The 23,516-nt window shown below is 67.6% G+C and carries 24 protein-coding genes; 4 read left to right on the top strand and 20 right to left on the bottom strand.

Features of this window, described 5'->3' with window-relative positions; genetic code table 11:
• Positions 1–175: 175 nt before the first annotated feature.
• The 3 genes from ACN0TP_RS02195 to ACN0TP_RS02185 form a co-directional block, all read right to left on the bottom strand.
• A complete protein-coding gene (locus ACN0TP_RS02195; RefSeq protein ID WP_417216031.1) occupies positions 176–1,288 on the bottom strand; it encodes a BMP family lipoprotein in 1,113 nt (370 codons plus the stop codon).
• A 206-nt stretch (positions 1,289–1,494) separates the two neighbouring features.
• Entirely contained in the window at positions 1,495–2,703 is a 1,209-nt protein-coding gene (locus tag ACN0TP_RS02190) for an amidohydrolase (RefSeq protein ID WP_417216028.1), read from the bottom strand.
• Positions 2,704–2,782: 79 nt separating this feature from the next.
• The gene (locus ACN0TP_RS02185; RefSeq protein ID WP_417216025.1) at positions 2,783–3,895 is read right to left on the bottom strand and encodes a mannose-1-phosphate guanylyltransferase; all 1,113 of its coding nucleotides are present in this window, start codon (positions 3,893–3,895) and stop codon (positions 2,783–2,785) included.
• A 249-nt stretch (positions 3,896–4,144) separates the two neighbouring features.
• Here ACN0TP_RS02185 and sdhC point away from each other — a divergent pair, with 249 nt between their 5' ends.
• The 4 genes from sdhC to ACN0TP_RS02165 are packed head-to-tail and all read left to right on the top strand — an operon-like array spanning position 4,145 to position 7,614.
• A complete protein-coding gene (gene sdhC / locus ACN0TP_RS02180; protein WP_417216023.1) occupies positions 4,145–4,540 on the top strand; it encodes a succinate dehydrogenase, cytochrome b556 subunit in 396 nt (131 codons plus the stop codon).
• Positions 4,541–4,543: 3 nt separating this feature from the next.
• The gene (locus tag ACN0TP_RS02175; RefSeq protein WP_417216020.1) at positions 4,544–4,993 is read left to right on the top strand and encodes a succinate dehydrogenase hydrophobic membrane anchor subunit; all 450 of its coding nucleotides are present in this window, start codon (positions 4,544–4,546) and stop codon (positions 4,991–4,993) included.
• Between the two features lie 51 nt (positions 4,994–5,044).
• Positions 5,045–6,832 carry a succinate dehydrogenase flavoprotein subunit gene (sdhA, locus tag ACN0TP_RS02170; protein ID WP_417216017.1) on the top strand — a complete coding sequence of 596 codons (1,788 nt, stop codon included), beginning with the start codon at positions 5,045–5,047 and terminating at the stop codon, positions 6,830–6,832.
• Positions 6,832–7,614 carry a succinate dehydrogenase iron-sulfur subunit gene (locus ACN0TP_RS02165; protein ID WP_417216014.1) on the top strand — a complete coding sequence of 261 codons (783 nt, stop codon included), beginning with the start codon at positions 6,832–6,834 and terminating at the stop codon, positions 7,612–7,614. The genes sdhA and ACN0TP_RS02165 overlap by 1 nt, the downstream gene beginning before the upstream one ends.
• Before the next feature lie 133 nt (positions 7,615–7,747).
• Here ACN0TP_RS02165 and ACN0TP_RS02160 read toward each other — a convergent pair whose 3' ends face one another.
• The 17 genes from ACN0TP_RS02160 to glyA all read right to left on the bottom strand — a co-directional run bounded on the left by ACN0TP_RS02160 (position 7,748) and on the right by glyA (position 23,499).
• A complete protein-coding gene (locus ACN0TP_RS02160) occupies positions 7,748–8,938 on the bottom strand; it encodes a YihY/virulence factor BrkB family protein (protein ID WP_417216011.1) in 1,191 nt (396 codons plus the stop codon).
• Positions 8,910–9,491, bottom strand: a complete 582-nt coding sequence (locus ACN0TP_RS02155; protein WP_417216009.1) for a 2'-5' RNA ligase family protein — start codon at positions 9,489–9,491, stop codon at positions 8,910–8,912. The genes ACN0TP_RS02160 and ACN0TP_RS02155 overlap by 29 nt, the downstream gene beginning before the upstream one ends.
• Positions 9,492–9,494: 3 nt before the next feature.
• Positions 9,495–10,568: a tryptophan--tRNA ligase gene (gene trpS, locus ACN0TP_RS02150; protein ID WP_417216007.1), complete on the bottom strand. Its 1,074-nt coding sequence runs from the start codon at positions 10,566–10,568 to the stop codon at positions 9,495–9,497.
• Between the two features lie 12 nt (positions 10,569–10,580).
• Positions 10,581–11,426 carry an exodeoxyribonuclease III gene (locus ACN0TP_RS02145; protein WP_417216490.1) on the bottom strand — a complete coding sequence of 282 codons (846 nt, stop codon included), beginning with the start codon at positions 11,424–11,426 and terminating at the stop codon, positions 10,581–10,583.
• A gap of 15 nt (positions 11,427–11,441) precedes the next feature.
• Complete coding sequence (locus ACN0TP_RS02140; protein WP_417216004.1) at positions 11,442–11,963, bottom strand: hypothetical protein; 522 nt, start codon at positions 11,961–11,963, stop codon at positions 11,442–11,444.
• Positions 11,964–12,077: 114 nt separating this feature from the next.
• A complete protein-coding gene (locus ACN0TP_RS02135; protein WP_417216001.1) occupies positions 12,078–13,121 on the bottom strand; it encodes an NAD-dependent epimerase/dehydratase family protein in 1,044 nt (347 codons plus the stop codon).
• Positions 13,118–13,477 (bottom strand): VOC family protein, encoded by a 360-nt coding sequence (locus ACN0TP_RS02130; protein ID WP_417215998.1) that lies wholly within the window; start codon positions 13,475–13,477, stop codon positions 13,118–13,120. Before ACN0TP_RS02130 ends, ACN0TP_RS02135 begins: the two co-directional genes overlap by 4 nt.
• A 60-nt stretch (positions 13,478–13,537) precedes the next feature.
• Complete coding sequence (locus tag ACN0TP_RS02125) at positions 13,538–14,368, bottom strand: ABC transporter permease (protein WP_417215995.1); 831 nt, start codon at positions 14,366–14,368, stop codon at positions 13,538–13,540.
• Position 14,369: 1 nt separating this feature from the next.
• Positions 14,370–15,215, bottom strand: a complete 846-nt coding sequence (locus ACN0TP_RS02120; RefSeq protein WP_417216487.1) for an ABC transporter permease — start codon at positions 15,213–15,215, stop codon at positions 14,370–14,372.
• An 85-nt stretch (positions 15,216–15,300) separates the two neighbouring features.
• Positions 15,301–16,242 carry an ABC transporter ATP-binding protein gene (locus ACN0TP_RS02115; protein WP_417215992.1) on the bottom strand — a complete coding sequence of 314 codons (942 nt, stop codon included), beginning with the start codon at positions 16,240–16,242 and terminating at the stop codon, positions 15,301–15,303.
• Between the two features lie 49 nt (positions 16,243–16,291).
• A complete protein-coding gene (locus tag ACN0TP_RS02110; protein WP_417215989.1) occupies positions 16,292–17,407 on the bottom strand; it encodes a fatty acid desaturase family protein in 1,116 nt (371 codons plus the stop codon).
• Between the two features lie 220 nt (positions 17,408–17,627).
• Positions 17,628–18,779: a hypothetical protein gene (locus ACN0TP_RS02105; RefSeq protein WP_417215987.1), complete on the bottom strand. Its 1,152-nt coding sequence runs from the start codon at positions 18,777–18,779 to the stop codon at positions 17,628–17,630.
• An 86-nt stretch (positions 18,780–18,865) separates the two neighbouring features.
• Positions 18,866–19,141 carry an SHOCT domain-containing protein gene (locus ACN0TP_RS02100; protein ID WP_417215985.1) on the bottom strand — a complete coding sequence of 92 codons (276 nt, stop codon included), beginning with the start codon at positions 19,139–19,141 and terminating at the stop codon, positions 18,866–18,868.
• 166 nt (positions 19,142–19,307) lie between these two features.
• Positions 19,308–19,994 (bottom strand): response regulator transcription factor, encoded by a 687-nt coding sequence (locus ACN0TP_RS02095; RefSeq protein ID WP_417215982.1) that lies wholly within the window; start codon positions 19,992–19,994, stop codon positions 19,308–19,310.
• A complete protein-coding gene (locus tag ACN0TP_RS02090; RefSeq protein WP_417215979.1) occupies positions 19,991–21,133 on the bottom strand; it encodes a sensor histidine kinase in 1,143 nt (380 codons plus the stop codon). Before ACN0TP_RS02090 ends, ACN0TP_RS02095 begins: the two co-directional genes overlap by 4 nt.
• A 189-nt stretch (positions 21,134–21,322) precedes the next feature.
• A complete protein-coding gene (locus ACN0TP_RS02085) occupies positions 21,323–22,207 on the bottom strand; it encodes a bifunctional methylenetetrahydrofolate dehydrogenase/methenyltetrahydrofolate cyclohydrolase (RefSeq protein WP_417215976.1) in 885 nt (294 codons plus the stop codon).
• Positions 22,208–22,209: 2 nt separating this feature from the next.
• Complete coding sequence (gene glyA / locus ACN0TP_RS02080; RefSeq protein ID WP_417215973.1) at positions 22,210–23,499, bottom strand: serine hydroxymethyltransferase; 1,290 nt, start codon at positions 23,497–23,499, stop codon at positions 22,210–22,212.
• Positions 23,500–23,516: the final 17 nt, after the last annotated feature.

The following is a 23,516-nucleotide window of genomic DNA, read 5'->3' as shown; positions in this document are numbered from 1 at the left end:
CGCGGATGTCGCACCGGCCGTCGAGACCGTCGTGCCCAGCGTAGTCGCGAACGCCAGGTGGTGGGCAAGCGCACGCCGTCCACCTCCCGGCCGGGGCGCGGGTGGTGGACGGCGTGCGGTCAGCGGATGCGGAGCCCGGCGGTCGATGACCCTCCGGAAGCCGGCATCCGTCCGGCTACTTGGGGCTGGACGGGGACGCGACCTTGATCTTGCCGGAGATGATGTCCGCCTTGATCTGGTCGAGTTCACTCTTCATCTCATCGGAGACCTTGGAATCGAAATCGTGGAACGGAGCCAGTGCCACGCCCTCGTTCTCCAGGGTGCCCACGTACGGGGAGTTGTCCCACTTGTTGTCCAGGTCCTCGGTGACGACCTTGTCCACTGCTTCGCCCATCAGCTTCACGACGGAGGTGAGGATGAATTCCTTGCCGGAGGGCACGGTGTTGTAGCCATCGGAGTCAACCCAGACGATCTTCGCGTCCTTGCCGTTGGCGTTGGCTTCCTTCACGGCGTCGATGGTGCCCAGGCCGACGGGGCCGGCGACGGGCATGATGACGTCTGCGCCTTCGTTGATGAAGTTCGTCGTGTTGGTCTTGCCCTTGCCCTGGTTCTCGAAGTCACCGGTGAACGTGCCGTTCTGGGTCTTCTCGTTCCAGCCCAGGACCTTGACGTCCTTGCCCTTCTGCTCGTTGTAGTACTGCACACCGTCGTAGAAGCCGTCCATGAAGATGGAGACGGTCGGGATGTTCATGCCGCCGTAGGTGGCGACCTTCCCGGTCTCCGACGTGCCGGCGGCGACGTACCCGGCCAGGAAGGCTGCCTGGGCCGTGTCGTAGATGATCGGCTTGACGTTCTTGGCCTTGATCGAGTTGTCATCGATGATGGCGAAGTGCTGGTCCGGGTTCGCCTTGGCCAGCTTCTTGGTGGCGTCGGCGAGCAGGAATCCGACGGTGACCGTCAGGTCGCAGCCGCCCTTGACCATGGAGTTCAGGTTCGGCTCGAAGTCGGTGGCTGCCTGGGACTCGGCCTGCTTGGTCTTGATGCCCAGTTCCTTCTTGGCCTTCATCAGTCCCTCGTAGGAGGACTGGTTGAAGGAGCGGTCCTCGAAGCCGCCGGAGTCCGAAACGATGCAGCCGGTGTAGTCGGCGGCACCCGGGTGGCTGGACGCTGCCTCACTCGGGCTGGATTCGGGGGCGGTACCGCAGGCGGTGAGGACGAGGGCGGAAACGCCCAGGACGGCAGCAAGCTGCCCGGTGGAGCGCTTCAGGGTGCGCGGTGACTTCTTCAAGTTTCCTCCAGTGACGAATGATGCATGGGTCCGTCCCTCCGGGAATCGGGCAATGCACCTGCCACAAGAGGGAGCCAACCGCGTCCGCCCTCCCAAGGCAGGAAGACGTGACGGAGAATACAGTAGCGGCCGTCACGGCCAGCGGGCCACCATCAGGCGTTGACAGGTCAATATTGTTGACTATTTGTTACCAACAGGTAGGCAAATCAGGCGACTTGTCCATCGGCCACCGCGCGCAAAGCTGCAGCGGCCATCACCCGGATACCGGTTTCGATGGCCTTCTCGTCGGGTATGTAGTCACCGCGATGCAGGTCGTAGGTCTCGCCGCCGGGCGTCCTGGTCCCCAGGCGCAGCATGGCACCGGGAATCTTGTGCGTCATCCACGCGAAGTCCTCCCCGCCCATGGACTGGGGGGTCAGGACGATGGAGGTCGAGCCGATTTCCGAGCGCGCGGCGCGTTCGATGAGGTCGGTTTCCGCTTCCGCGTTGACCACCGGGGGGACGCCGCGGATGTGCTCGAGCTTGACGTCCACGCCGTAGGGCACTGCGACCTGGCGCACCACCTCGTCCAGCAGCACCCCCGCCGACTCCCACGCCTCGCCGTCCAGGCAGCGCATGGTCCCTGCCATGTATCCTGCGGCGGGGATGGCGTTGGGGGCCGACCCGGCGTGGATCTGTCCCCAGACGACCGATACCGCGCTGCGGACGTCGATCCTGCGGTTGAGCACCGCCGGGACGTTCACGGCGATCTCGGCCAGGGCGAAGACCAGGTCCTCGGTCAGGTGCGGGCGGGAGGTATGCCCGCCACGGCCCGTCAGTTCGATCTTGATGGTGTCGCTGGCACTGGTGATCGCCCCGATGCGGGTGCCGATCATCCCTGCGTCGACGCGCGGTTCGCAGTGCAGGGCCAGGATGCGCGGCACCCCGTCGAGGACCCCCTGTTCGATGACGGCCAGGGCGCCTCCGGGCATGGTTTCCTCGGCCGGCTGGAAGATGACCCGGACCTTGCCGGCGAGATCACCGGCGTCGTGCATGCGCCCCAGCGTCAGGGCGACACCCAGCATCACGGTGGCGTGGATGTCGTGGCCGCAGGCGTGGCAGACGCCATTGCGCAACGAGGCGTAGGAAAGGCCCGTCTCCTCCAGGATCGGCAGGGCGTCGATGTCCGCGCGCAGGCCCAGGGCGATGTTGCCCTCGCCGATGTCGACGAACAGGCCCGTTCCCTCCAGTCGCCGGGGCGACAGGCCCGCGGCTTCCAGGGTGGCGGTGATCCGCTCGGTGGTCCGGTGCTCCTCGTAGGACAACTCCGGGTTGGCGTGGACATCGCGCCGGAACTCGATCAACTGCGGCAGCAGGGGCGCCAACCAGGGCCCGATGCTGGGATGGGACTGCTGCGGTGCTGGATCGTAAGTCACATCCACGACCCTACGACGAACGCCGGGCAAAGATTGACTTTGCAACACAAGATTTCCGACCCCGGCCGCTGGCGGGCCTTTAGAGCACGTCGACGTCCCCGGAGGCCTTCAGCGCCTCCACCGCCTTCTTCACCGACTGGGCGTGGTCGCTGGTGGTGACCAGCAGGGCATCGCCGGTGTCCACCACGACCACGTTTTCGATCCCGATCAGCGCAATCATGCGCTTGGTGTCGGACACGACAACGCCGGAGGCCTGGTCGGCGTAGACCCGCGCCCCGTCTCCCAGGACCGTGAGGTTCGTGGCCTCGCTGGCCGGGTTCAGCCGGCCGATGGCCGCGAAATCCCCCACGTCGTCCCAGGTGAATTCCCCGGGGATCATGGCCACATCGCCCACCGCCGCGGCCGGTTCGGCGACCGCGTAGTCGATGGCGATCTTGGGCAGCCCCGGCCAGATGCGCTTCTTGACCGCATCGCGTTCGCCGGTGTCCCAGGCCTCGGCGATTTCCATCAGCCCGGCATGCAGTTCCGGTTCGTTGCGCTTCAGGTGATCGAGCATCAGGGCGACGGGGGCCACGAACATCCCGGCGTTCCAGAGGTAGTCGCCGCTGGCGACATACCCTTGGGCCACCTGCTCGTCGGGCTTCTCGACGAATTCGAGGACCGAGGTGGCGCTGGGTGCCCCGTCCACGGCGAGGGCGTCGCCGGCGCGGATGTAGCCGAAGGCGGTCGACGGCGAGACGGGCTTGATCCCGATGGTCACGATCTTTCCGGTCGCCGCCGTGTGGATGGCCTCACGCACCGTCTCCTGGAAGACGTCGACCGGGCCGATGACCTGGTCGGCCGCGAAGGAGCCCATGATGATCTCCGGATCGCGCCGGTGCAGGATGGCCGCTGCCAGGCCGATGGCGGCCGCCGAATCCTTCGGCTCGGACTCGAGCACGAGGTTCTTCTCCTCCAGTTCGGGCAGCTGGGCCTGGACGGCCTCACGGTGTGCCTGCCCGGTGACGACCATGATGCGGTCATCGGCCATCGGTACGAGCCGCTCGTAGGTCGCCCGGATCAAGGTGGTCCCCGACCCGGTGAGGTCATGGAGGAACTTCGGCGCAGCGGCACGCGAGAGGGGCCACAATCGGGTCCCGACACCACCGGCGGGGATGACGCCGTGGAAACGGGCCAGGAGGTCAGCATTCATGGGTCAACAGTAAGGGATCAACACCCCAATCGGCGGGAGGCGCCCCACGATTTACGGCATGGAAACGTCACGTATTTTCCGCGGAATTCCGGGCGTTACGCCGTGTCGACCCGGACGGAGTGAGGCTCACCACAGGGGTAGGGTAAAGAAGAAGCCTGAGAGTCCCCTGTGGTCTAGGATCAGGCTAGGAACGCTTACGCACCGGCGCCAATCTTTTGTGTGCACGCCACACGAACGCCCTTGCGATGCATGGAGGTTAATTCAGTGTCGAAGACATCGTCAGGCACCCTCTACCGCGGCCGCGAAGGCATGTGGTCCTGGGTAGGGCATCGGGTCACCGGTGTCGTTATTTTCTTGTTTCTTTTGGTGCACGTGCTTGATACGGCCCTGGTCCGGGTGTCCCCCGGTGCCTACGACGCCGTGATCGGCACGTACAAGAACCCGCTGATGGCCCTTGGGGAACTTGGTCTCGTCGCCGCGATCATGTTCCACGCCTTCAACGGCCTGCGCCTCATCCTCGTTGACTTCTGGAAGTCCGGGCCGAAGTACCAGCGTCAGCTGCTGTGGGGCGTGCTCATCGTCTGGGCCGTGGTCATGATCGGCTTCGCGATCCGTCACCTTTCCCTCGCCTTCGGAGGTCTTTAAGCCATGGCAACCACAGAATTTGTTGCACCGCGCTCGGGCCGCATCGACCCGAAGTACAACCGCGCCAAGTCCAAGGGCGGCAATTTCGAGATGCTGGCATGGCTGTTCATGCGCATCTCCGGCGTCCTGCTGATCATCCTGATCTTCGGGCACCTTTTCGTGAACCTCATGGTCGGCGAGGGCGTGCACGCCATCGACTTCGGCTTCGTGGCCGGCAAGTGGGCCAACCCGCTCTGGCAGTTCTGGGATCTGGCCATGCTGTGGCTGGCGATGCTGCACGGAACCAACGGCGTGCGCACGATCATCAGCGACTACGTCGAAAAGGACCGTCCCCGGTTCTGGCTGACCCTGGTCCTGATGCTGTGCTCCGCGGCCATCATCATCCTCGGCACGCTCGTGATCTTCACGTTTGACCCGTGCATCCCGGGCTCCACCCTCGCGGTGTGCCAGTAGCCCCGGCAAGCTTCGCCGAAACCAAGATTCAAAGAAGAGAGAGCATCCGGTATGCAGGTACATAAGTACGACGTCGTCATAGTCGGCGCCGGTGGCGCGGGCATGCGAGCTGCCATCGAGTCCGGCCAGCAGGCCCACACGGCCGTGTTGACCAAGCTTTACCCCACCCGTTCACACACGGGAGCCGCCCAGGGCGGCATGTGCGCGGCCCTGGCGAACGTCGAGGAAGACAACTGGGAGTGGCACACGTTCGACACCGTCAAGGGTGGCGACTACCTGGTTGACCAGGACGCGGCCGAGGTCATGGCCAAGGAAGCCATCGAGGCCGTCCTGGACCTGGAGAAGATGGGCCTGCCGTTCAACCGCACGCCCGAAGGCAAGATCGACCAGCGCCGTTTCGGTGGCCACACGCGCGACCACGGCAAGGCCCCGGTCCGCCGTTCCTGCTACGCAGCCGACCGCACCGGCCACATGATCCTCCAGACCCTCTACCAGAACTGCGTCAAGCACAACGTCGAGTTCTACAACGAGTACTACGTGCTGGACCTTTTGACGGTCGAGGAGGAAGCCACCCGCGAGGACGGCACCACCTACCTGCAGAAGCGCATCGCCGGCGTCGTCTCCTACGACCTGGCCACCGGCGAGATCCACGTCTTCCAGGCCAAGTCGGTCATCCTGGCCACCGGCGGTGCCGGCAAGGTTTTCAAGACCACCTCCAACGCCCACACCCTCACCGGCGACGGCATGGGCATCGCGTTCCGCAAGGGCATCCCGCTGGAGGACATGGAGTTCGTCCAGTTCCACCCGACCGGCCTGGCCGGCCTGGGCATCCTGCTTTCCGAGGCAGCCCGCGGCGAGGGTGCGATCCTGCGCAACTCCGAGGGCGAGCGCTTCATGGAACGCTATGCCCCGACCATCAAGGACCTGGCGCCGCGTGACATCGTGGCCCGCTCGATGGCCAACGAGGTTCGTGAAGGCCGCGGTTGCGGCCCGAACAAGGACTACGTGCTGCTGGACCTCACCCACCTGGAGCCGGCCCACATCGACGCCAAGCTCCCGGACATCACCGAGTTCGCCCGCACCTACCTCGGTGTCGAGCCGTACACGGAGCCGGTGCCGGTCTTCCCGACCGCCCACTACGTCATGGGCGGTGTGCCGACCAACATCAAGGGCGAGGTCTTCCAGGACAACGAGTTCACCATCCCGGGCCTGTACGCCGCCGGCGAGGTCGCCTGCGTGTCGGTCCACGGTTCCAACCGCCTGGGCACCAACTCGCTGCTGGACATCAACGTGTTCGGCAAGCGCTCGGGCATTGCCGCCGCCGAATACTCCAAGACCGCCGATTGGGTCGACCTGCCGGAGAACCCGGTCGCCGACACGGAGGCACTGCTCGACGTCGTCCGGAAGGGTTCCGGAACCGAACGGGTCGCTGCGATCCGCAAGGAGCTCCAGGACACCATGGACGCCAACATGCAGGTGTTCCGCACCAAGGACACCATCATGAAGGCCCTGGCCGACGTCAAGGGCTTCCGCGAGCGCTACAAGAACATCAGCATCCAGGACAAGGGCAAGCGCTTCAACCTGGATCTGCTCGAGGCCGTTGAACTCGGCTTCCTGCTGGACTTGGCCGAGGTCATGTCCGTCTCCGCCCTGCACCGCCACGAATCCCGCGGCGGCCACTTCCGCGAGGACTTCCCGGACCGTGACGACGAGAACTTCATGAAGCACTCGATGGTCTACAAGGACGAGTCCGCGGAAATGGAGGGCATCCACGGCATCCGGTTCGACACCAAGCCCGTGATCTTCACCCGTTACCAGCCAATGGAGCGTAAGTACTAATGAGCAGCGAAGTTCCCGAACCAGCATCCAAGGTCGATCTGGCCCCCGGTATCGGTGGCGGCGGAGAGATCCCGCAGTTCGACATCACCCTGCGCGTACGCCGGTACGACCCGGAGTTCTCCGAGGAGGCCACCTGGAAGGACTACGTGCTGACCATGTACGGCACGGACCGCGTCCTCGATGCCCTGCACAAGGTCAAGTGGGAAATCGACGGCTCGCTCTCGTTCCGCCGCTCCTGCGCCCACGGTGTCTGCGGCTCCGATGCCATGCGCATCAACGGCCGCAACCGGCTCGCCTGCAAGACCCTGCTGAAGGACCTGGACACCTCCAAGCCCATCACGGTCGAGGCCATCAAGGGCCTTCCGGTCGAGAAGGACCTGATCGTGGACATGGAGCCGTTCTTCCAGTCCTACCGCGAGATCATGCCGTTCATGATCACCAAGGGCCACGCGCCGACGGCCGAGCACTACCAGTCCCCCGAGGACCGGGAGCGCTACGACGACACCACCAAGTGCATCCTGTGCGCCGCGTGCACGTCGTCCTGCCCGGTGTTCTGGACCGACGGCCAGTACTTCGGCCCGGCAGCGATCGTGAACGCCCACCGGTTCATCTTCGACTCCCGTGATGAGGGCGGCGACATGCGCCTGGAGATCCTCAACGACAAGGAAGGCGTGTGGCGTTGCCGCACCACCTTCAACTGCACCGACGCCTGCCCGCGCGGCATCCAGGTCACCAAGGCCATCGCCGAGGTGAAGCAGGCCATCCTGGCCCGCTCCGTCTAGGAAAACAGCCGGTACCACGCAAGGCGCCGCCCACCGGATTCCTCCGGAGGGCGGCGCCTTTCGCATGCCTGTCGTCCCTTCGCCCCGCTCCCCCGGCCCTGGCCTCCTGCGAGAAGGAGCGGGCCGGACGGTCTCAGGGCCTGGTCTGGGGCCAGCCGGCCCTGGCCTCGTTGGCCTGCGACCGCTGGCTGCGCAGCCGCGCCGACTGGGCCCGCAGGCTGGGCTTCTTGTCGTGACGGGCGGCCGCCTCGATGTCCGCGGTGGCCACGGCGCCCCAGGCGGTGGAGATCAGGTACACCTGGCTGAGCAGGTAGAACCAGACGAACAGCCCCAGGATCACCGCAAAGGGCGCCAGCAACGGGTTCTTGGTGACGCCTCCGAGCAGTTCGGAGGAGAAGTAGCGCAGGATCGTGGAGCCGGCACCGGCCAGCAGCGCCGCCTGCAGGACCGCCCCGCGCGGCATGGTGATCCCGGAGGCCAGCCGGAACAGGATGGTCGCCACCAGGGCATCCAACAGCAACATGACCACCAGGCTGCCGGCCTGCGTCGCGAAGATCGCGAAACCGGATTCAAGGTGCAGGAAGTCGATGACGACGTCGATGAAGCCGCCGGCCAGGAATCCGACGACGGTGGTGACAACCAGGCAGATGCCCAGCACCAGCAGGACCCCGAGGTCGCGCAGTTTCACCAACGCCGCATTCAACGGCAGCGGGATCAGTCCGTAGACCCCGCGCATCCCCTCACGGAGACCGGCGATCCAGCCCAGCGAGGTCAGCAGCATCGTGGCAGTGGAAATGACCAGTGCCCACCCGAAGCCCTTCGACTGGAACAGGACGTCCGGTGTGGCCAGTCCCCCGTTCCCGGTGTCGATGAGCCCGGGAGTGCTTTGCGCCACGGTGTCAACGACCATGTCCTGGAGGCCCTGGTTGCCGCTGGCGACGATGCCGAAGATCGAGAACCCCGCCACCAGCAGGGCGGCAATGGAGAAGAACATGTTGTAGGCACTGCCGGCCGCCATGAGCGGCCCATGCCGCTGGCTGTACAGCGTGAAGGCACGCATCGGCTTCGTGGCCTTCAACCACCCCAGGAAGGCCCCCAGACCCCGCAGGGCGACCTTCCCGGTCCCCTGTTTTTCCCGCCGGGCCCGTCCGAAGGCGGCCCGCTGGTGCAGGGCCTCCGCCCGCAGGCCGGCATGGTCCAGCGGTGAGATCGTGTCGGCGATCAGATCCGGGTCCGACGGCGAATCGAGACCGCCGTCGGCTGCCGGCGGCGCGCCACGTTGGGCGATGGTGCGGCTAGCTAGGCGCTTGTCCGGCTTGGCCAAGAGTCAGTTCCTCCTGCAGGGCCCAGAGGCCGTCGGCATCGTGTTCAAACAACCCGATTCTATCCACAGGGAATTCCGCGGTGTATCCACTCAGGTCCTCCACCGCACGATCCAGCTGCCGTTCGGGAAGGTCGTGCGCCATCGTCAGGTGCGGATGGAAGTCGAATTCGACGGTGGAACTCATCGGCCCGGATTGCAGGGCCCGGTGCAGTTCCACGCATTCGTCGAACCCCTGCGTGATCTTCAGGAACACGACGTTGGTGACGGGGCGGAAGGTCGCGGTGCCGTGCAGGGTGATCCGAAACGGACTGGCGCCGATGGCCACCCGGCGCACATGTTCGCGGGCCGCCACCCAATCCACGGCCACCGCACCGGTCACGAGCGTGATATGCGGCGGTATGGTCCGTGCCACGGGATCCCCCAGCGAGGCCCGTACCGCGCGCAGGTCCGAGCGCAGCGGCTCGGGCAGGGGGATCACCACCCCCACGCTGACGCCCTCGTCCCCGGGGTCTGGTGCCCCGGGGATGTCGGTGAGCGGCTCGGGAAGGACCATGCGCTAGCGCGCGCCTTCGCCCATCGCCGGGTTCCCGGGCATGGCCGCGTTGACGGCTGGCAGGAAGCCGACGTTTGCGTAGACCGACTCCAGCGTTGCCGCGGCGATCTCCCGTGCGCGGGCGGCGCCGACGGCCAGCTGCCGGTCGAGTTCGGCGGAGTCGTCGAGCAGCTCGAACGTCCGGCGCCGAATCGGCTCGACCCGCGAGACGACGGCGTCGGCCACATCGACCTTCAGGTGCCCGTACAACTTCCCCTCGTACTCCTCCACGAGTGCCGCGACGGGCTTCCCGGTGATCGTCGAGAGGATCTCCAGCAGGTTCGTCACCCCGGGTTTGGCCTCACGGTCATACGCGATGACGGCATCGGCATCGGTCACTGCGGATTTGATCCGCTTGGTGATGAGTTTCGGGTCATCGAGGATGTTGATCAGCCCGTTGGGACTGGCGGCCGACTTGGACATCTTCGAGCGGGGGTCCTGCAGGTCGTAGATGCGTGCCCCCTCCTTCTGGATCAGCGGCTCGGGGACCCTGAAGGTCTCGCCGAAGCGGTGGTTGAACCGCTGGGCCAGGTCGCGGGCCAGTTCCACGTGCTGTCGCTGGTCATCACCGACGGGCACGGCATGCGGCTGGTACAGCAGGATGTCGGCCGCCATGAGCACCGGGTAGGTGAACAGCCCCAGGCTGGCCGATTCCTGGCCGCCCTTGGAGGACTTGTCCTTGAACTGGGTCATCCGCGAGGCCTCACCGAACCCGGTGATGCAGTTCAGCACCCAGGCCAGCTGGGCGTGCTCGGGGACGTGGGACTGCACGAACAACGTGGCGGCATCCTGGTCGATGCCCCCGGCAATGTACTGGGCTGCGGTACGCCGCGTGCGTTCGCGCAGCGCTGCGGGGTCGTGCCCGGTGGTGATGGCGTGCATGTCGGGGACGAAGAAGAATGCGTCGAAGTCGTCCAGCGACTTCACCCAGTTGACCAGGGCACCGAGGTAGTTGCCCAGATGCAGCGAATCGGCAGAGGGCTGCATGCCGGACAGGACACGGGGCCGCTGGGCCGCAGGGGTCTGGATTTCAGTCATGGGTGCGTGTTCCTAGAACTGGTAGTCGATGACCAGTGGTGCGTGGTCGGAGAAGCGGGACGCGTAGGTCGGGGCACGGTCGACGACGGCGTTGCCGGCGATCGCGGCAAGGTCGGGGGTGGCCATGTGGTAGTCGATGCGCCACCCGGTGTCGTTGTCGAAGGCCTGGCCGCGCCAGGACCACCAGGTGTAGGGGCCGTCAACGTCCCCTGCCAGCTGGCGGGCGACGTCGCGGTAGCCGATCTCCTCGCCGAAGAACCTGTCGAAGTAGGCGCGCTCGGCCGGCAGGAAGCCCGAACGCTTCACGTTGCCCTTCCAGTTCTTGATGTCCCGTTCGGTGTGCCCGACGTTGAGGTCCCCGGTCACCAGGACGTGGTCCGACGTCGCCTTCAGGACGGGCAGCCGGGAGGTCATGACGTCGAGGAACCGGTACTTGTCGTCCTGCTTGGGGGTGTCGACCTCACCGGAGTGCACGTAGGCGCTGACCACTGTCAGGGTCTTCCCGGCGATGTCGAAGTCGGCCTCGACCCAGCGGCCCGAGGTGGCGAAGTAGTCCTCGCCGATGTGTTCGCGGGTCGCGGTGGGTGCCTGGCGGGAGGCGATGGCGACCCCCGCGCGTCCCTTGGCCTCTGCCTCGGCGTGCAGGATATGCCAGTCATCGCCCAGCAGTTCGCGCACGATCGCGTCGGGTGCGCGGACTTCCTGCAGGGTCAGGATGTCGACATCGCGTTCGGCCAGCCAGTCGGCCATGCCGCGCTTGTAGGCAGCCCGGATGCCGTTGAGGTTGACGGAGGCGACGCGCACTGCGCCGGCGTTCTTGCTGGGTTTCTGTTCCGCTGCTGTGCTCACCCGATCCAGCTTACCGAAGATCGGTCAGTCGATGACCTCACCGGAGAGCGGGGCGCTGCCATCGGAGGGTTTCATCATGTCGCGGGCGTTGTGTGCGGTGATCTCGATGGTCTCCAGCGCACGGTCGACCATGCCGCGGGCCTCGGCCCCTGGGGTGTCCAGGTGCTCCTTGATGACGCCGGCCTGGACCTGGACGATCTTGAAGGAGTGGTCCAGCTTCAGGTCCCGGGTGCGGGAGCCCTCGTCGATCACCACGGTCTCGGAGGCGTTGGGCTGCCGGGCCCGGGCCGCCATGTTCGCCGAGGCGTTTTGCAGGTGGCTGCTGACCTTGCGGGCCCCGCGACGCAGTCCGAACACCAGGAAGGCGGCCAGCAGCAGCCAGGCGAAGGAGATGACGGCAACGATCCAGCCGATCACGTCGTTCTGGTTCGCGGCAAAGACCACCGCTACCAGGAAGACGGTGACCATCACCGCCAGCGACAGGGTGCTGGCCTTGAGGGTGAGCTTCTTGTCCGGGGCGGTCCGGGCCGTGCCGAGGGGTTCCATGTCCCCCAGTATCCCAAACCGTGGGGCCGTTTCGTCACGGGTTTCCCGTGGGCGAACACCGGCACCGGTGCACGACGGCGGTCTCCGGCCTGCCGTGTCCGCCCCGCCATTGGCTTAGGAGACGGGGTGCGCCCGCAGGTAGCGGTCCTCGGCGGCGTAGTCGAAGAACCCCTCGAAGTAGGGGTCGGCGTCGAAACGGCTCCTCGGCTGGGTTGTGAGCCAGTCCAGGGACGGGGCGATGGTCTGGGCGTAGGTGCCCACCGGCGTGTAGCCCAGGGCGCTGGCTGCCGCGGTGTCCAGCACGATGCCGGGGCGGGCATCCCAGGGGTGGTCCCCCAGCCCGGCCGGCGCGTCGTCGGCCAGCAGGACCTCGCGCCACTCGTGCCCGAAATGACCGGCCACGATCCGGGCGATCTGCGCCCCGGTCGGGACGTCGGGGTCGGCACTGTTCAGGATCCGGGTGCCGGGCGGGGCATCCGCGACGCAGTGGATCAGCGCGGCGGTGTTCACCGCAGCGGTCGGGTGGTCGATTCCCGTCCCGCCTCCGGCGAGCAGGACGGCGGGCCGGCGATCCAGGACCCGTCGGGCGAACACCCATTCGCGCAGGCGGGTGGCGCCGGGGCCGTGGACCTTGGAGGCGCGGATGACGGTGGCTGGTGTCCCGGCATCGAGCAGCACGTGCTCCGCTGCCACCTTGTTGGGCCCGTAGCCCTCCGGGGAATCATGGGGCATGTCCCCCGGCGCCAGCGTGGGATGGTCTTCGCTGATCGGCCCGTCGAAGGAGGGGCCCTCGGCCGTGTTCACATGCCGACCGGCCGCGTCCACGTAGACGGCCTTGCTCGAGAGCATCACCGTGGTCCCGACGTCGCCGAGCAGCAGCAGCAGCAACCGGGCATCGGCTGCGGTGTAGGCCAGGGCGTCGACGAGCAGGTCGGTCCCGCTGCCCAGAAGGGCTGCCAGGGCCTCGCCGTCGCGCCGTTCCACCGGGTGGAAGCGCACTCCGAGGTCGGCGAGGGCCGGGGGAAGGTTCCCCCGGGTGCGGCCGGTGACATCCACCGACCAGCCGGCACGGGCCAGCCGTTCGGCGGCGGCGCGCCCGAGCATCCCGGTGCCGCCGAGGATGACGGCACGCCGCGCCGTCTGGGAGCCGGGGCTCACCAGGTGACGAGGCAGAAGGGGTGGCGCTGGGGGTCCAGGTAGACCCGGTAGTTCTGTCCGCCGGTGTTCATCGACGTGGCCCCGAGCTTGAGCACTGCCTCCTCGGCGATGTCCAGGTCATCGACCCTGACATCCAGGTGCGCCTGCTGGGGGTGGGCTTGCCCGGGCCATTCCGGCGGCTGGTAGTTCTCCACGCGCTGGAACGCGATCGCCGGCCGGTCCGGGGCGTCGCCGATGGTGATCCATCCGTCGTCGTCGTGCTGCACACGCACCATGCCGAGCATCTGCTCGTAGAAATCGGCCATGATTTCCGTGTCCTCGCAGTCGATGACGACCGCATGCCAACTGCCGATCACGGCTCCTCCTTGGGTTCTGGTGTGGAACAGACTACCTGTCGAGCGGGCCGGCGTCCCAGCTCACTTCAGGAACAGCGACCGCAACCGGTGCGTGGTCAGCGTCATTCCGACGATCACCATGAGCACGTAGTAGAGCAGGTGGACGGCGGTCATCACGCCCAGCGAACCCACCGAGAGCTGGCGCAACAACTCGACTCCGTGCCAGAGCGGCAGCGCCTGGATCACCCATTGGATGGGTTCCGGGTAGACGCTCAGCGGGTAGAACGTGGCGGAGAACAGGAACATCGGAAGCATGATGAACGTCACCCAGTCCAGCTGCTGGAACGTGCGGATGTAGGAGGTGATGCCCATGCCGATGGACGCGAAGCCGAAGGCGATGAGCACCGCTGCGGGAACCATCAGCAGCGCCCACCAGGTGGTGATCAGTCCCATGGCCGCCATCACGATCGTGAAGCCGGTGGCGTAGAGGAATCCGCGCAGCAGCGCCAGGAAGATCTCCCCCAGCGCCACATCCAGCGGGCCCAGCGAGGTGTAGAGCATGTTCTGGTACAGCTTCGCGTAGTTCATCTTGAAGAACACGTTGATGGTGGAGTCGTACAGGGCACCGTTCATGGCCGAGACAGTCAGCAGGGCCGGGGCGATGTAGGCGGCATAGCTGATCGGCGTGCCTCCGGGTCCTTCCACAGTGCCGATCAGGGCGCCGAGCCCGATCCCCATGGAGAGCAGGTAGAGCACCGGTTCGACGAAGCCGGAGATCATGATCGCGGCGTTGGAGGTCTTGGTGGCCACCAGCCCGCGGACGATCACGGCACGAATGTTGCGCGAATAGAGGGCGGCCAGCGGCCGCCGGTCGGCCGTCAGTTGCAGGTCGGCATCCTTGACCAGGCTCATCTCAACCCTCCAGCCGTCGGGCGTAGACGCGTCGGGCCAGCACCAGTCCCCCGGCGGCCAGGGCCAGCAGGTAGAGCACGTGGAGCACCGAGAGCCAGCCGGGTTCGGCATAGCCGTAGGAGAGCACGCGGCCGAGTTCCGTGGCATGCCAGACCGGGGAGATCCAGCCGATCCACTGCAGGAACCACGGCAACGTGGACAACGGGAACAGCGTTCCGGAGAACAGGAACAACGGCATGACGATGAACCGCTGGACCAGGGCGAACTGGCCCTTTTCCTCGGTGATGGACGCGGAGAAGGCCATCAGCGGCAGCCCGAAGGCCACCCCGGCCAGGGAGGCGGTGATGATCGAGACCCAGGCCCAACCGCTGGTGGCCGCCCCGAAGAACAGCACGATCACCAGGTAGACCACGCTCTGGGCCACGATGCGGATCGTCACGGCCAGCGCGTGGCCCTGGCAGATCTGCTGCGGCGTCAACGGGGTGGCCAGCGGACCGTAGTAGGTCCTCCACCACTTGAAACCCGACATCACCGCGTAGCTGAATTCCCCGGCCGCCGTCATCATGGCCGCCGAGGCCAGCAGCGCCGGGGCAATGAACTGCAGGTAGCTGACCCCGCCGAAGGCCGCGTCGCCCCCGTTGCCGTCGACCAGTGACGCGAGCCCGATCCCCATGGCGAACAGGTACACCAGCGGGTTGCCCACCGAATAGGCAATGACGATGTCCAGGTAGCCCTTCATCCCGCGCAGGTGCTGCTCGGCCAGGTACCAGGTCCCGAAGCGACGCGCCCTGGCGGCGCTGGTCAGCGGCGGGTGCGGGACGAGGGTGGAGGACAGGTAGGCGGGCAGCTCGCCGGTCCCGGAGGACGACGGCGGCACCGGCGCCGTCGTGGGGGGCTCATCCCGGGCCCCGGTGGCGGGCCCGCGCTCCTGGCTACTCAATGAGGCTCCTGCCGGTCAGCCGCAGGAAGACATCCTCCAGCGAGGAACGGCGCACCAGCGTCGTCAGCGGGGACAGCCCGCGGGCACCGATGGCTTCCAGGGCGGCTTCGCCGTCGTGCGCGTAGACGAGCAGGCGATCGGGCAGGACCTCCACGCGTTCGCCGATCCCCTCGACGGCGGCCGCGGCACCGGCATTGCGGTCGGCGCCGAAACGCAGTTCGAGGACTTCGCGGGTGGAGTATTGGCGGATCAGCGATGACGGCGAACCCTCGGCCATGATGCGGCCGCGGTCCACGACGATGAGGCGGTCGCAGAGTTGTTCCGCCTCGTCCATGTAGTGCGTGGTGAGGATGAGGGTGACACCGCGTTCCTTCAGCCGGAACAGCCGGTCCCACAGGATGTGGCGGGCCTGCGGGTCCAGGCCGGTGGTCGGTTCGTCCAGCAGCAGCACGCGCGGGTCGTTGATCAGCGACCGGGCGATCGTCAGCCGCCGCTTCATGCCCCCGGAGAGGTCCTCGACCCGGGCGCCCGCCTTGTCGGTGAGCTGGGCGAATTCGAGCAGCTCGTCGGCCTTGGGCCGCAGATAGGACAGCGGCAGGCCGAAATAGCGCCCGTAGACGATCAGGTTGTCCCTGACCTTCAGTTCCTGGTCGAGGTTGTCCTCCTGCGGGACCACTCCCAGGTGGGCCCTGACCTCGGGCCCCTGTTCCTCGGGGTCCAGGCCCATGATCCGCAGGGTGCCGGAGCTGCGTTGCGACACGCCGCCGATCATGCGCATCGTGGTGGACTTGCCGGCCCCGTTGGGGCCCAGCAAACCGAAGGACTCCCCCGCGGGGACCTCGAAGGAGATGGAGTCTACTGCTGTGAAGTCCCCGTACCGCTTGGTGAGCTGGTCGGCGACGATGACTGTCGGACGGGATGTGGTCTGTGGCACAACCGCACTCTACTGCCCCACACTGGTTGGCACAACTCAATCACCATCGTCAGTGGGGTCGGTACTCCGTCACCATCGGGCAGTCGAAGGGGTCCCGGGCCGAGAGCCCGACGGTGTTCAGGTACCTGATGACCTGGGCGTAGGAGGCGCCGACCGAGGCGACGGTGTACGGCACCTTCAGTTCCTGGCAGTACTCGCGGACCATGACGCTGACCTCGCGGAGGTGCGGCCGCGGCATGCTCGGGAACAGGTGGTGCTCGACCTGGTAGTTCAGCCCGCCGAAGACGCCGGTGAGCATGCGGGTCCCGAAGGAGGTCTTGCCCACGATGTTCCGGCTGGTCAGGACCTGACGGCTGAAGAAGTCGATGGTCGACGTCTTGGGGATCAGCGGCATGCCCTTGTGGTTGGGGGCGAACGATGCACCCATGTAGATGCCGAAGACGGCCAGCTGCACGCCGACGAACGCGCTGGCGATCCCCCAGGGCAGGAAGATGTAGATCGCGGCGAGGTAGATGGCCAGACGCAGCCCGATCGTCGTCAATTCGCGTTTGCGTGCCTTGACCTTGTTGCCGGAGAAGAGGTACTTGATCGACTGCATGTGGAGGTTGAGGCCCTCCATCGTGAGCAGCGGGAAGAAGAGGTACCCCTGGCGGCGGGTCAACCAGGCCATGAGCCCCGTGCGCGCTGCGGCGTCCTCGGGCTGGAAGGAGATCGTGTCCTGCTCGATGTCCGGGTCCTTGCCGACGGTGTTCGGTTTGGCGTGGTGCCGGGTGTGCTTGTTCATCCACCACTGGTAGCTGATGCCCACCACCGCGTTGGCCAGGATCCGGCCCGCTCGGTCGTTGGCTGGGCCTGATTCCATGACCTGGCGGTGCGAGGCCTCGTGGGCCAGGAAGGCGAACTGGGTCAGGATGATGCCCAGGGCGGCGGCGACGAACAACTGGAACCAGCTATCGCCCAGCAACGTGAATCCGGTGACCGCTGCGGCCAGGAGGAGTGTCAAGAGCATCACGACGCCCAGGTAGTATCCGCGGCGGCGACGCAAGAGGCCGGCATCGAGGACACGGGTTTTGAGAAGGCTGAAGTTGCGGGCTCCGGCATTGCGGCGCAAGGGTGCGCCAGGAGTCGGCGGGCGGGCTGTCGTGGAAAGGTCGTGAGTGCTCATCGGCAACTCCCTCTGAGCGAAGTTCTCGGCGGTGACGCCGCGGAAACCGAAGTGGTCCGGTTCCCTGGTTCCCCACACTACGCACACTTGCTGTGCGTGACCTGTCAGATGACGGGAACCGGTGATTCGCCCCCTGGTCCTCCGCGCCCCGGAACCGACGGCGGGCCGCCCCGGCGATGAACACCGGGACGGCCCGCCAATGGCCTGCGCTACAGCCTACTCAGGCCCCATCGCGGTGCTTGGGAAGCTCACCGTGACGCCCCAGGGATTCTTCACCCCGCGGGTCGATCGTGTCCTCTTCCCCGTCAGGGCGCGGAGCGTGGCGCTCCGTCCGTTGGCCGGCAGCCGCACCGTACGCGTCCGGGCTGTCCATGGCCAAGGGGTCACCGGATGCCGGGGCGGCCTCCTGACGACGAGGCTGTTCACCTTCCTGACGCGTCCTGCCTCCATAGGCATCGGTGTGGTGCTCCGCGACCGGTGCACCCGCTGATTCGGCCCGCGGGGCATCCTGCGCAGCGAACCCGGCATCGTCTCGACGCGGCTCCGTTGCGTCCACGCGCGGTTCTGCTGCGCGAGGCTCGGCGGCACGTGGCTCGGCGGCACGGGCGGTACGATCGGCGCCGTCAACACGGGCGTCGGTTTCCCGACCCGCAGCGGCATCCTGGCGACGCGGCGCACTTTCGTCCACACGCGGTTCGCCAGCACGCGGCTCGGCAGGATGCGGTTCGCCAGCACGCGGCTCGGCAGGATGCGGTTCGCCAGCACGCGGCTCGCCAGCACGCGGCTCTCCGACGGGCCGACGACCTGCGTCAGCACCAGCAGCGGCGCCTGCACCGACACCGGCACCGGCACCGGCACCCGCGGCACGATCGCCACGATCCGCACGATCGGCGCCGTCAACACGGGCGTCGGTGTCCCGACCCGCATCGGCATCCTTTCGACGCGGCGCCTTCTCGTCGGTGTCCGCAGACCGGCGCTTCCCGGCATCAGGGTCCAACTTGTCGGCGGCGGCCAGCCGCTCATCGGTTTCGCGTTGGCGTTCGACGGCATCGGTGCCCAATTTCTCGGCTTCCATCCGCTTGCGCTCGGCGGCGATTTCGGCGTCATTGGCTTCCGTCTGGAGGCGCTGGGCCTCGACGTCGCGTTCCTTGGCCTTGAGTTCGGCCGCGTCGGCGTCGGCCGCCGCGCGACGTGCCTCGTTGTCGCGTTCCCTGGCCTGCAATTGGGTTTCCTGCGCCTCTTGGCGGATCCTGCCCGCCTCTTCACGCTGGCGTTCTGCCTTCTTGCGGCCGGCGAAGCGGGCAATGATGCCGATGATGACCAGCACCACGATGACCGCGACAACGATCCAGATGATCTGAGCTGTGTCCATGAGATCGAACCCCCTAAGTGGGTGGGAATATCGGGACCTACATGCCCTTGTCTACCATCCCTGCACGGATGACGACAGACCTGCGGTCATCGGCGCTGCGCTGCGTGCAGGACTTCAAGGCGCTGCCGGAACTCCGTTTCGTCGATTTCCCCGCGGGCATAGCGTTCGCGCAGGACCCCCTCGGCGGCCTGCCGGTGTTCGGTCCGCTGACCGCGCCGGCGCCCCACGATGAACAGGACGATCAAAGCGATCCAGAACAGCGGGAAGATGAACCACCACCCGAATCCACCGTGTCCCCAGTGCCCGGCATGGGCAACGGTGTGGGCGGTGGTGGCGGCGAGCAGGGCTGAGGTCGTGAGCATGGTTTTCTCCTGGGGTAACTGGTGGCCGATCTGGCCACATCACCCACCTTGCCGCGCTCGCCCGGACCGGGCATCCGCCCCGGGGAGGCACCTGGATGGCTGCGGCTACCCCGGCGGGAGCAGTGCCGGCGGGCGGCGGGAGTACCGCCGTCGTCCATGGCGGACCCTAGCGCCCGGGCCCCTCGTCCTCCGCAGTCCCCGCGGTGACGATCCCGCTCTCGTAGGCCAGGACCACCAGCTGGGAGCGGTCCCGGGCGTCGAGCTTGCCCATGATCCGCGACACGTGGGTCTTGGCCGTCAACGGGGTGATGAACAGCCGGGCGGCAATGCCCGCGTTGTTCAGGCCGCGGCCCACCAGGGCCAGGACCTCGCGCTCGCGCCCGGTCAGCGCCTGGATGTCGGCCGCCGGGCGGGGGGCTGCCCGGCGGGCGGCGGCGAGGCGGGCGAGCAGCCGGCGGGTGACCGAGGGCGAGAGCAGCGCATCGCCGCGGGCCACGGCACGCACCGCGCGCAGCAGCTCCTCGGGTTCGGTGTCCTTGACCAGGAATCCGCTGGCCCCGGCCCGCACGGAGTCCAGGATGTAGTCGTCGAGCTCGAACGTGGTGAGCATGATGACCTTGGTGGCGGTGAGGCCGGGGTCGGCCAGCAGTGCGGTGGCCGCCTCGATTCCGTCGCCGTCTGGCATGCGGATGTCCATGAGCACGACGTCGGGGCGCAGGGCCCGTGCCTGGGCCAGGGCCGTTTGCCCGGTGGAGGCCTCGCCCACGACCTCGAGGTCCTCTTCGGCGTCGAGCAGGGCACGGAATCCTGCACGGATGAGGGCCTGGTCGTCGGCCAGCAGCACGGTGGTCATGGGGCCTCCTGGGCCGGAAGGGTGACGGTGATGATGGTGCCGGTGCCGTCGGCGTCGGCGTCGGCGTCCTCGATGCTGACGGTTCCACCCAGCGCTGCCACGCGTTCGCGCAGGCCGCGCAGGCCGTTGCCCTCCCCGTTCTCGCCACGGCCGCGACCGTCGTCGGCCACGCGCAGCCGGGCACCCGCCTCCTGGAGGGACACCTCGATGTCCACCGACGTCGCCTGCGCGTGGCGGACCACGTTGGTCAGCGACTCCTGGACGGCGCGGTACAGCACGTTCTCGGTCCGCTCGCCGACCCAGGCGGGCCACGGCCGGGCCGGGGCGGTGTAGCCGACCTCCAGTCCCGCGGAGCGGACCCGGTCGATGAGCTCGGCCAGCGCGTCGAGCCGCTGGCCGGGGACCCGGGGCGCGTCCTGGCGCAGCACGGCGAGGACCTCCCGCACCTCGGCCAGCGCGGAAGCGGACCCGGCCTTGATGGTGGCCAGTGCCTGAAGCAGGGCCTCCGGGTCGGGGTTGCGGCGGCCCAGGTGCAGGGCCACGGAGGACTGCACGTTGATCATCGACAGCGAATGCGCGACGACGTCGTGGATGTCCCGGGCCAGCACCAGGCGTTCCTCGTCGCGGCGGTGAGCGATCTGTTCGCGGGCGATCCTGCGTTGTTCGCTGGCGCGGTCCCGTCGTGAACGGACCAGTTCGGTGACCAGCAGGATGACGGCGAACCAGGCGGGCATCGCCAGCCACCGTCCCTGGCCGGCCGCCTGTCCGGTACCCGGGGCCCAGCCCGGAACCAGGCCGGCGACGGCGAACCCGGCCGCCAGCACGGCCACCGACGCCCACCCCCACCAACGGGCGCGGCCCAGCACCGAGAACACCAGGCCCAGGGCCAGCGAGAGCAGCGCCGGACCCCACGGGTAGCCGGCGAGCAGATAGGCGCCGTCGACCAGGGTGATCGCCGCGACGGCGGGGCCAGGAGCCCTGCGGCGCAGGAACAGCAGCGCCGGGCCGGCCAGGAGCAGCACGATGGCACCGGCCGGAAGGCCAACGCCCTGGTGGCGGGCGGCGACGGTGGAGCCGACGAGTTCGATGACTGCCACGACCACCGGCAGCACGGCCAGCGGCGCTCGGCGTCTTCCCATGCCTTGAGGGTACCCGCGCCCGGGGAGTGGATCATCCGCCCCCAGCGGTAGCCGGGGTACCGCCGTCGTACTCCGTGGGGTGTAGGCACCCGGAGCACGCCGGCAGAGCCAACGGGGCCCGGGAACCAGCTGGTTCCCGGGCCCCGTTGGATCGGTGCGCGGTGTGGTGTCCTCGGCCAGGGGTGTGGCTCAGCCGGCCTGGCGTTCGGCGGACTCCACCACGTTGGAGAGCAGCATGGCGCGGGTCATCGGGCCCACGCCCCCGGGGTTCGGGGAGATCCAGGAGGCGACGTCGTACGCCGCGGGATCCACGTCCCCGGTGACCTTGGCCTTGCCGGAGCCGTCGTCGACCCGGCTGACGCCGACGTCCAGGACGATCGCCCCGGGCTTGAGGTCGCCCGCCTTGATCATGTGCGGGGATCCGGCGGCGGCGATGACCACGTCGGCGCGCGCCAGGTGGGCGGCCAGGTCGGTGGTCCCGGTGTGGGCCAGGGTGACCGTCGCGTTGATCTCCTTGCGGGTGAGCAGCAGGCCGATGGGCCGGCCGATGGTCACCCCGCGCCCGACCACCAGGACGTTCTTGCCCTTGAGGTCGAGGTCGTGGCGGGCCAGCAGCTCCACGCAGCCCTTCGGCGTGCAGGGCAGCGGGGATTCCATGGGGCGGTTGACGTTGGCCACGAGCCGGCCCAGGTTCATCGGGTGCAGCCCGTCGGCGTCCTTGGACGGGTCCATCGCCTCCAACACGGTGTCCTGGTCGATGTGTGCCGGCAACGGCAGCTGCACGATGTAGCCGGTGCACTCCGGGTTCTCGTTGAGTTCGCGGACCTTGGCCAGCAGCTCGTCCTCGGTGGTGTCCTCGGGCAGGTCGATGCGGATCGAGGTGATGCCGACCTCGGCGCAGTCCTTGTGCTTGCCGCCGACGTACCACTTCGATCCCGGGTCATCCCCGACCAGGATGGTGCCCAGCCCGGGGGTCACACCGCGTTGGGCCAGGGCGGACACGCGTTCGGCCAGCTCCGCCTTGATGGCCGCCGCGGTGGCCTTGCCGTCGAGGATTTGTGCGCGTTCTGCCATGGTCACCACTGCTCCAGTTCCGCGTAGAGGGGGAAGTCGGCCGCGAGTTTTTCCACCCGGGCGTTCAGGGCCGCGGTGTCCGCGCCGGCGCCGTCGCGCAGGGCGGTGGCGATGATGTCGGCGACCTCGGTGAATTCGGCGGCACCGAAGCCGCGGGTGGCCAGCGCCGGGGTGCCGATGCGCAGCCCGGAGGTCACCATCGGGGGGCGCGGGTCGAACGGGACGGCGTTGCGGTTGACCGTGATGCCGATGGAATGCAGCAGGTCCTCCGCCTGCTTGCCGTCCAGCTCGGAGTCGCGCAGGTCCACCAGGACCAGGTGCACGTCGGTGCCGCCGGTAAGCACGGAGACGCCCTTCGCCGTGACATCCTCGGCGCCGAGGCGCTCGGCGAGGATGCGGGATCCGGCCAGGGTGCGTTCCTGGCGTTCGCGGAACTCCTCGGACGCGGCGATCTTGAAGGCGACCGCCTTGCCGGCGATGGCGTGCATCAGCGGTCCGCCCTGCTGGCCGGGGAAGACGTTGGAGTTGATCTTCTTGTACAGCTCCAGGTCGTTGGTCAGGATCAGGCCCGAACGCGGTCCCGCCAGCGTCTTGTGCACGGTGGAGGTCACGACGTCGGCGTACGGCACCGGGTTCGGGTGCAGTCCGGCGGCGACGAGTCCGGCGAAGTGGGCCATGTCGACCCAGAGCAGCGCCCCGACCTCGTCGGCGATGGAGCGGAAGGCCGCGAAGTCGAGCTGGCGCGGGTAGGCGGACCAGCCGGCGATGATGACCTGGGGCTTTTCGGCGATGGCCTGGGCGCGCAGCTTGTCCATGTCCACGGTGAACGTGTCGGGTTCCACCTCGTAGGCGGCGACCTGGTAGAGCTTGCCGGAGAAGTTCAGCTTCATCCCGTGGGTGAGGTGTCCGCCGTGGGCCAGCGAGAGGCCCAGGATCTTGTCGCCGGGTTCGATCATCGCGGCCAGGGCCGCAGCGTTGGCGGAGGCGCCGGAGTGCGGCTGGACGTTGGCGTACTTCGCACCGAAGAGGGACTTCACCCGGTCACGGGCGAGGTTCTCGGCGACGTCCACGTGCTCGCAGCCACCGTAGTAGCGGCGCCCCGGGTAGCCTTCGGCGTACTTGTTGGTCAGCACCGAACCCTGGGCCTGCAGGACGGCGCGCGGGGCGAAGTTCTCCGAGGCGATCATTTCCAGGGTGTTGCGCTGCCGGCCGAGTTCGGCGGCCAGGACCGCTGCGATCTCCGGGTCCACCTCGGACAGGGGCTGGTTGGTGACGGTGGTGTCTTGGCTCACGGGTGGTTCTCCTGCTG

Source organism: Arthrobacter sp. (assembly GCF_048266065.1).
Lineage (GTDB): Bacteria > Actinomycetota > Actinomycetes > Actinomycetales > Micrococcaceae > Arthrobacter_H.
Note: the sequence above shows the minus strand (reverse complement) of the source record. Positions and strands in the feature narration are given on the sequence as shown.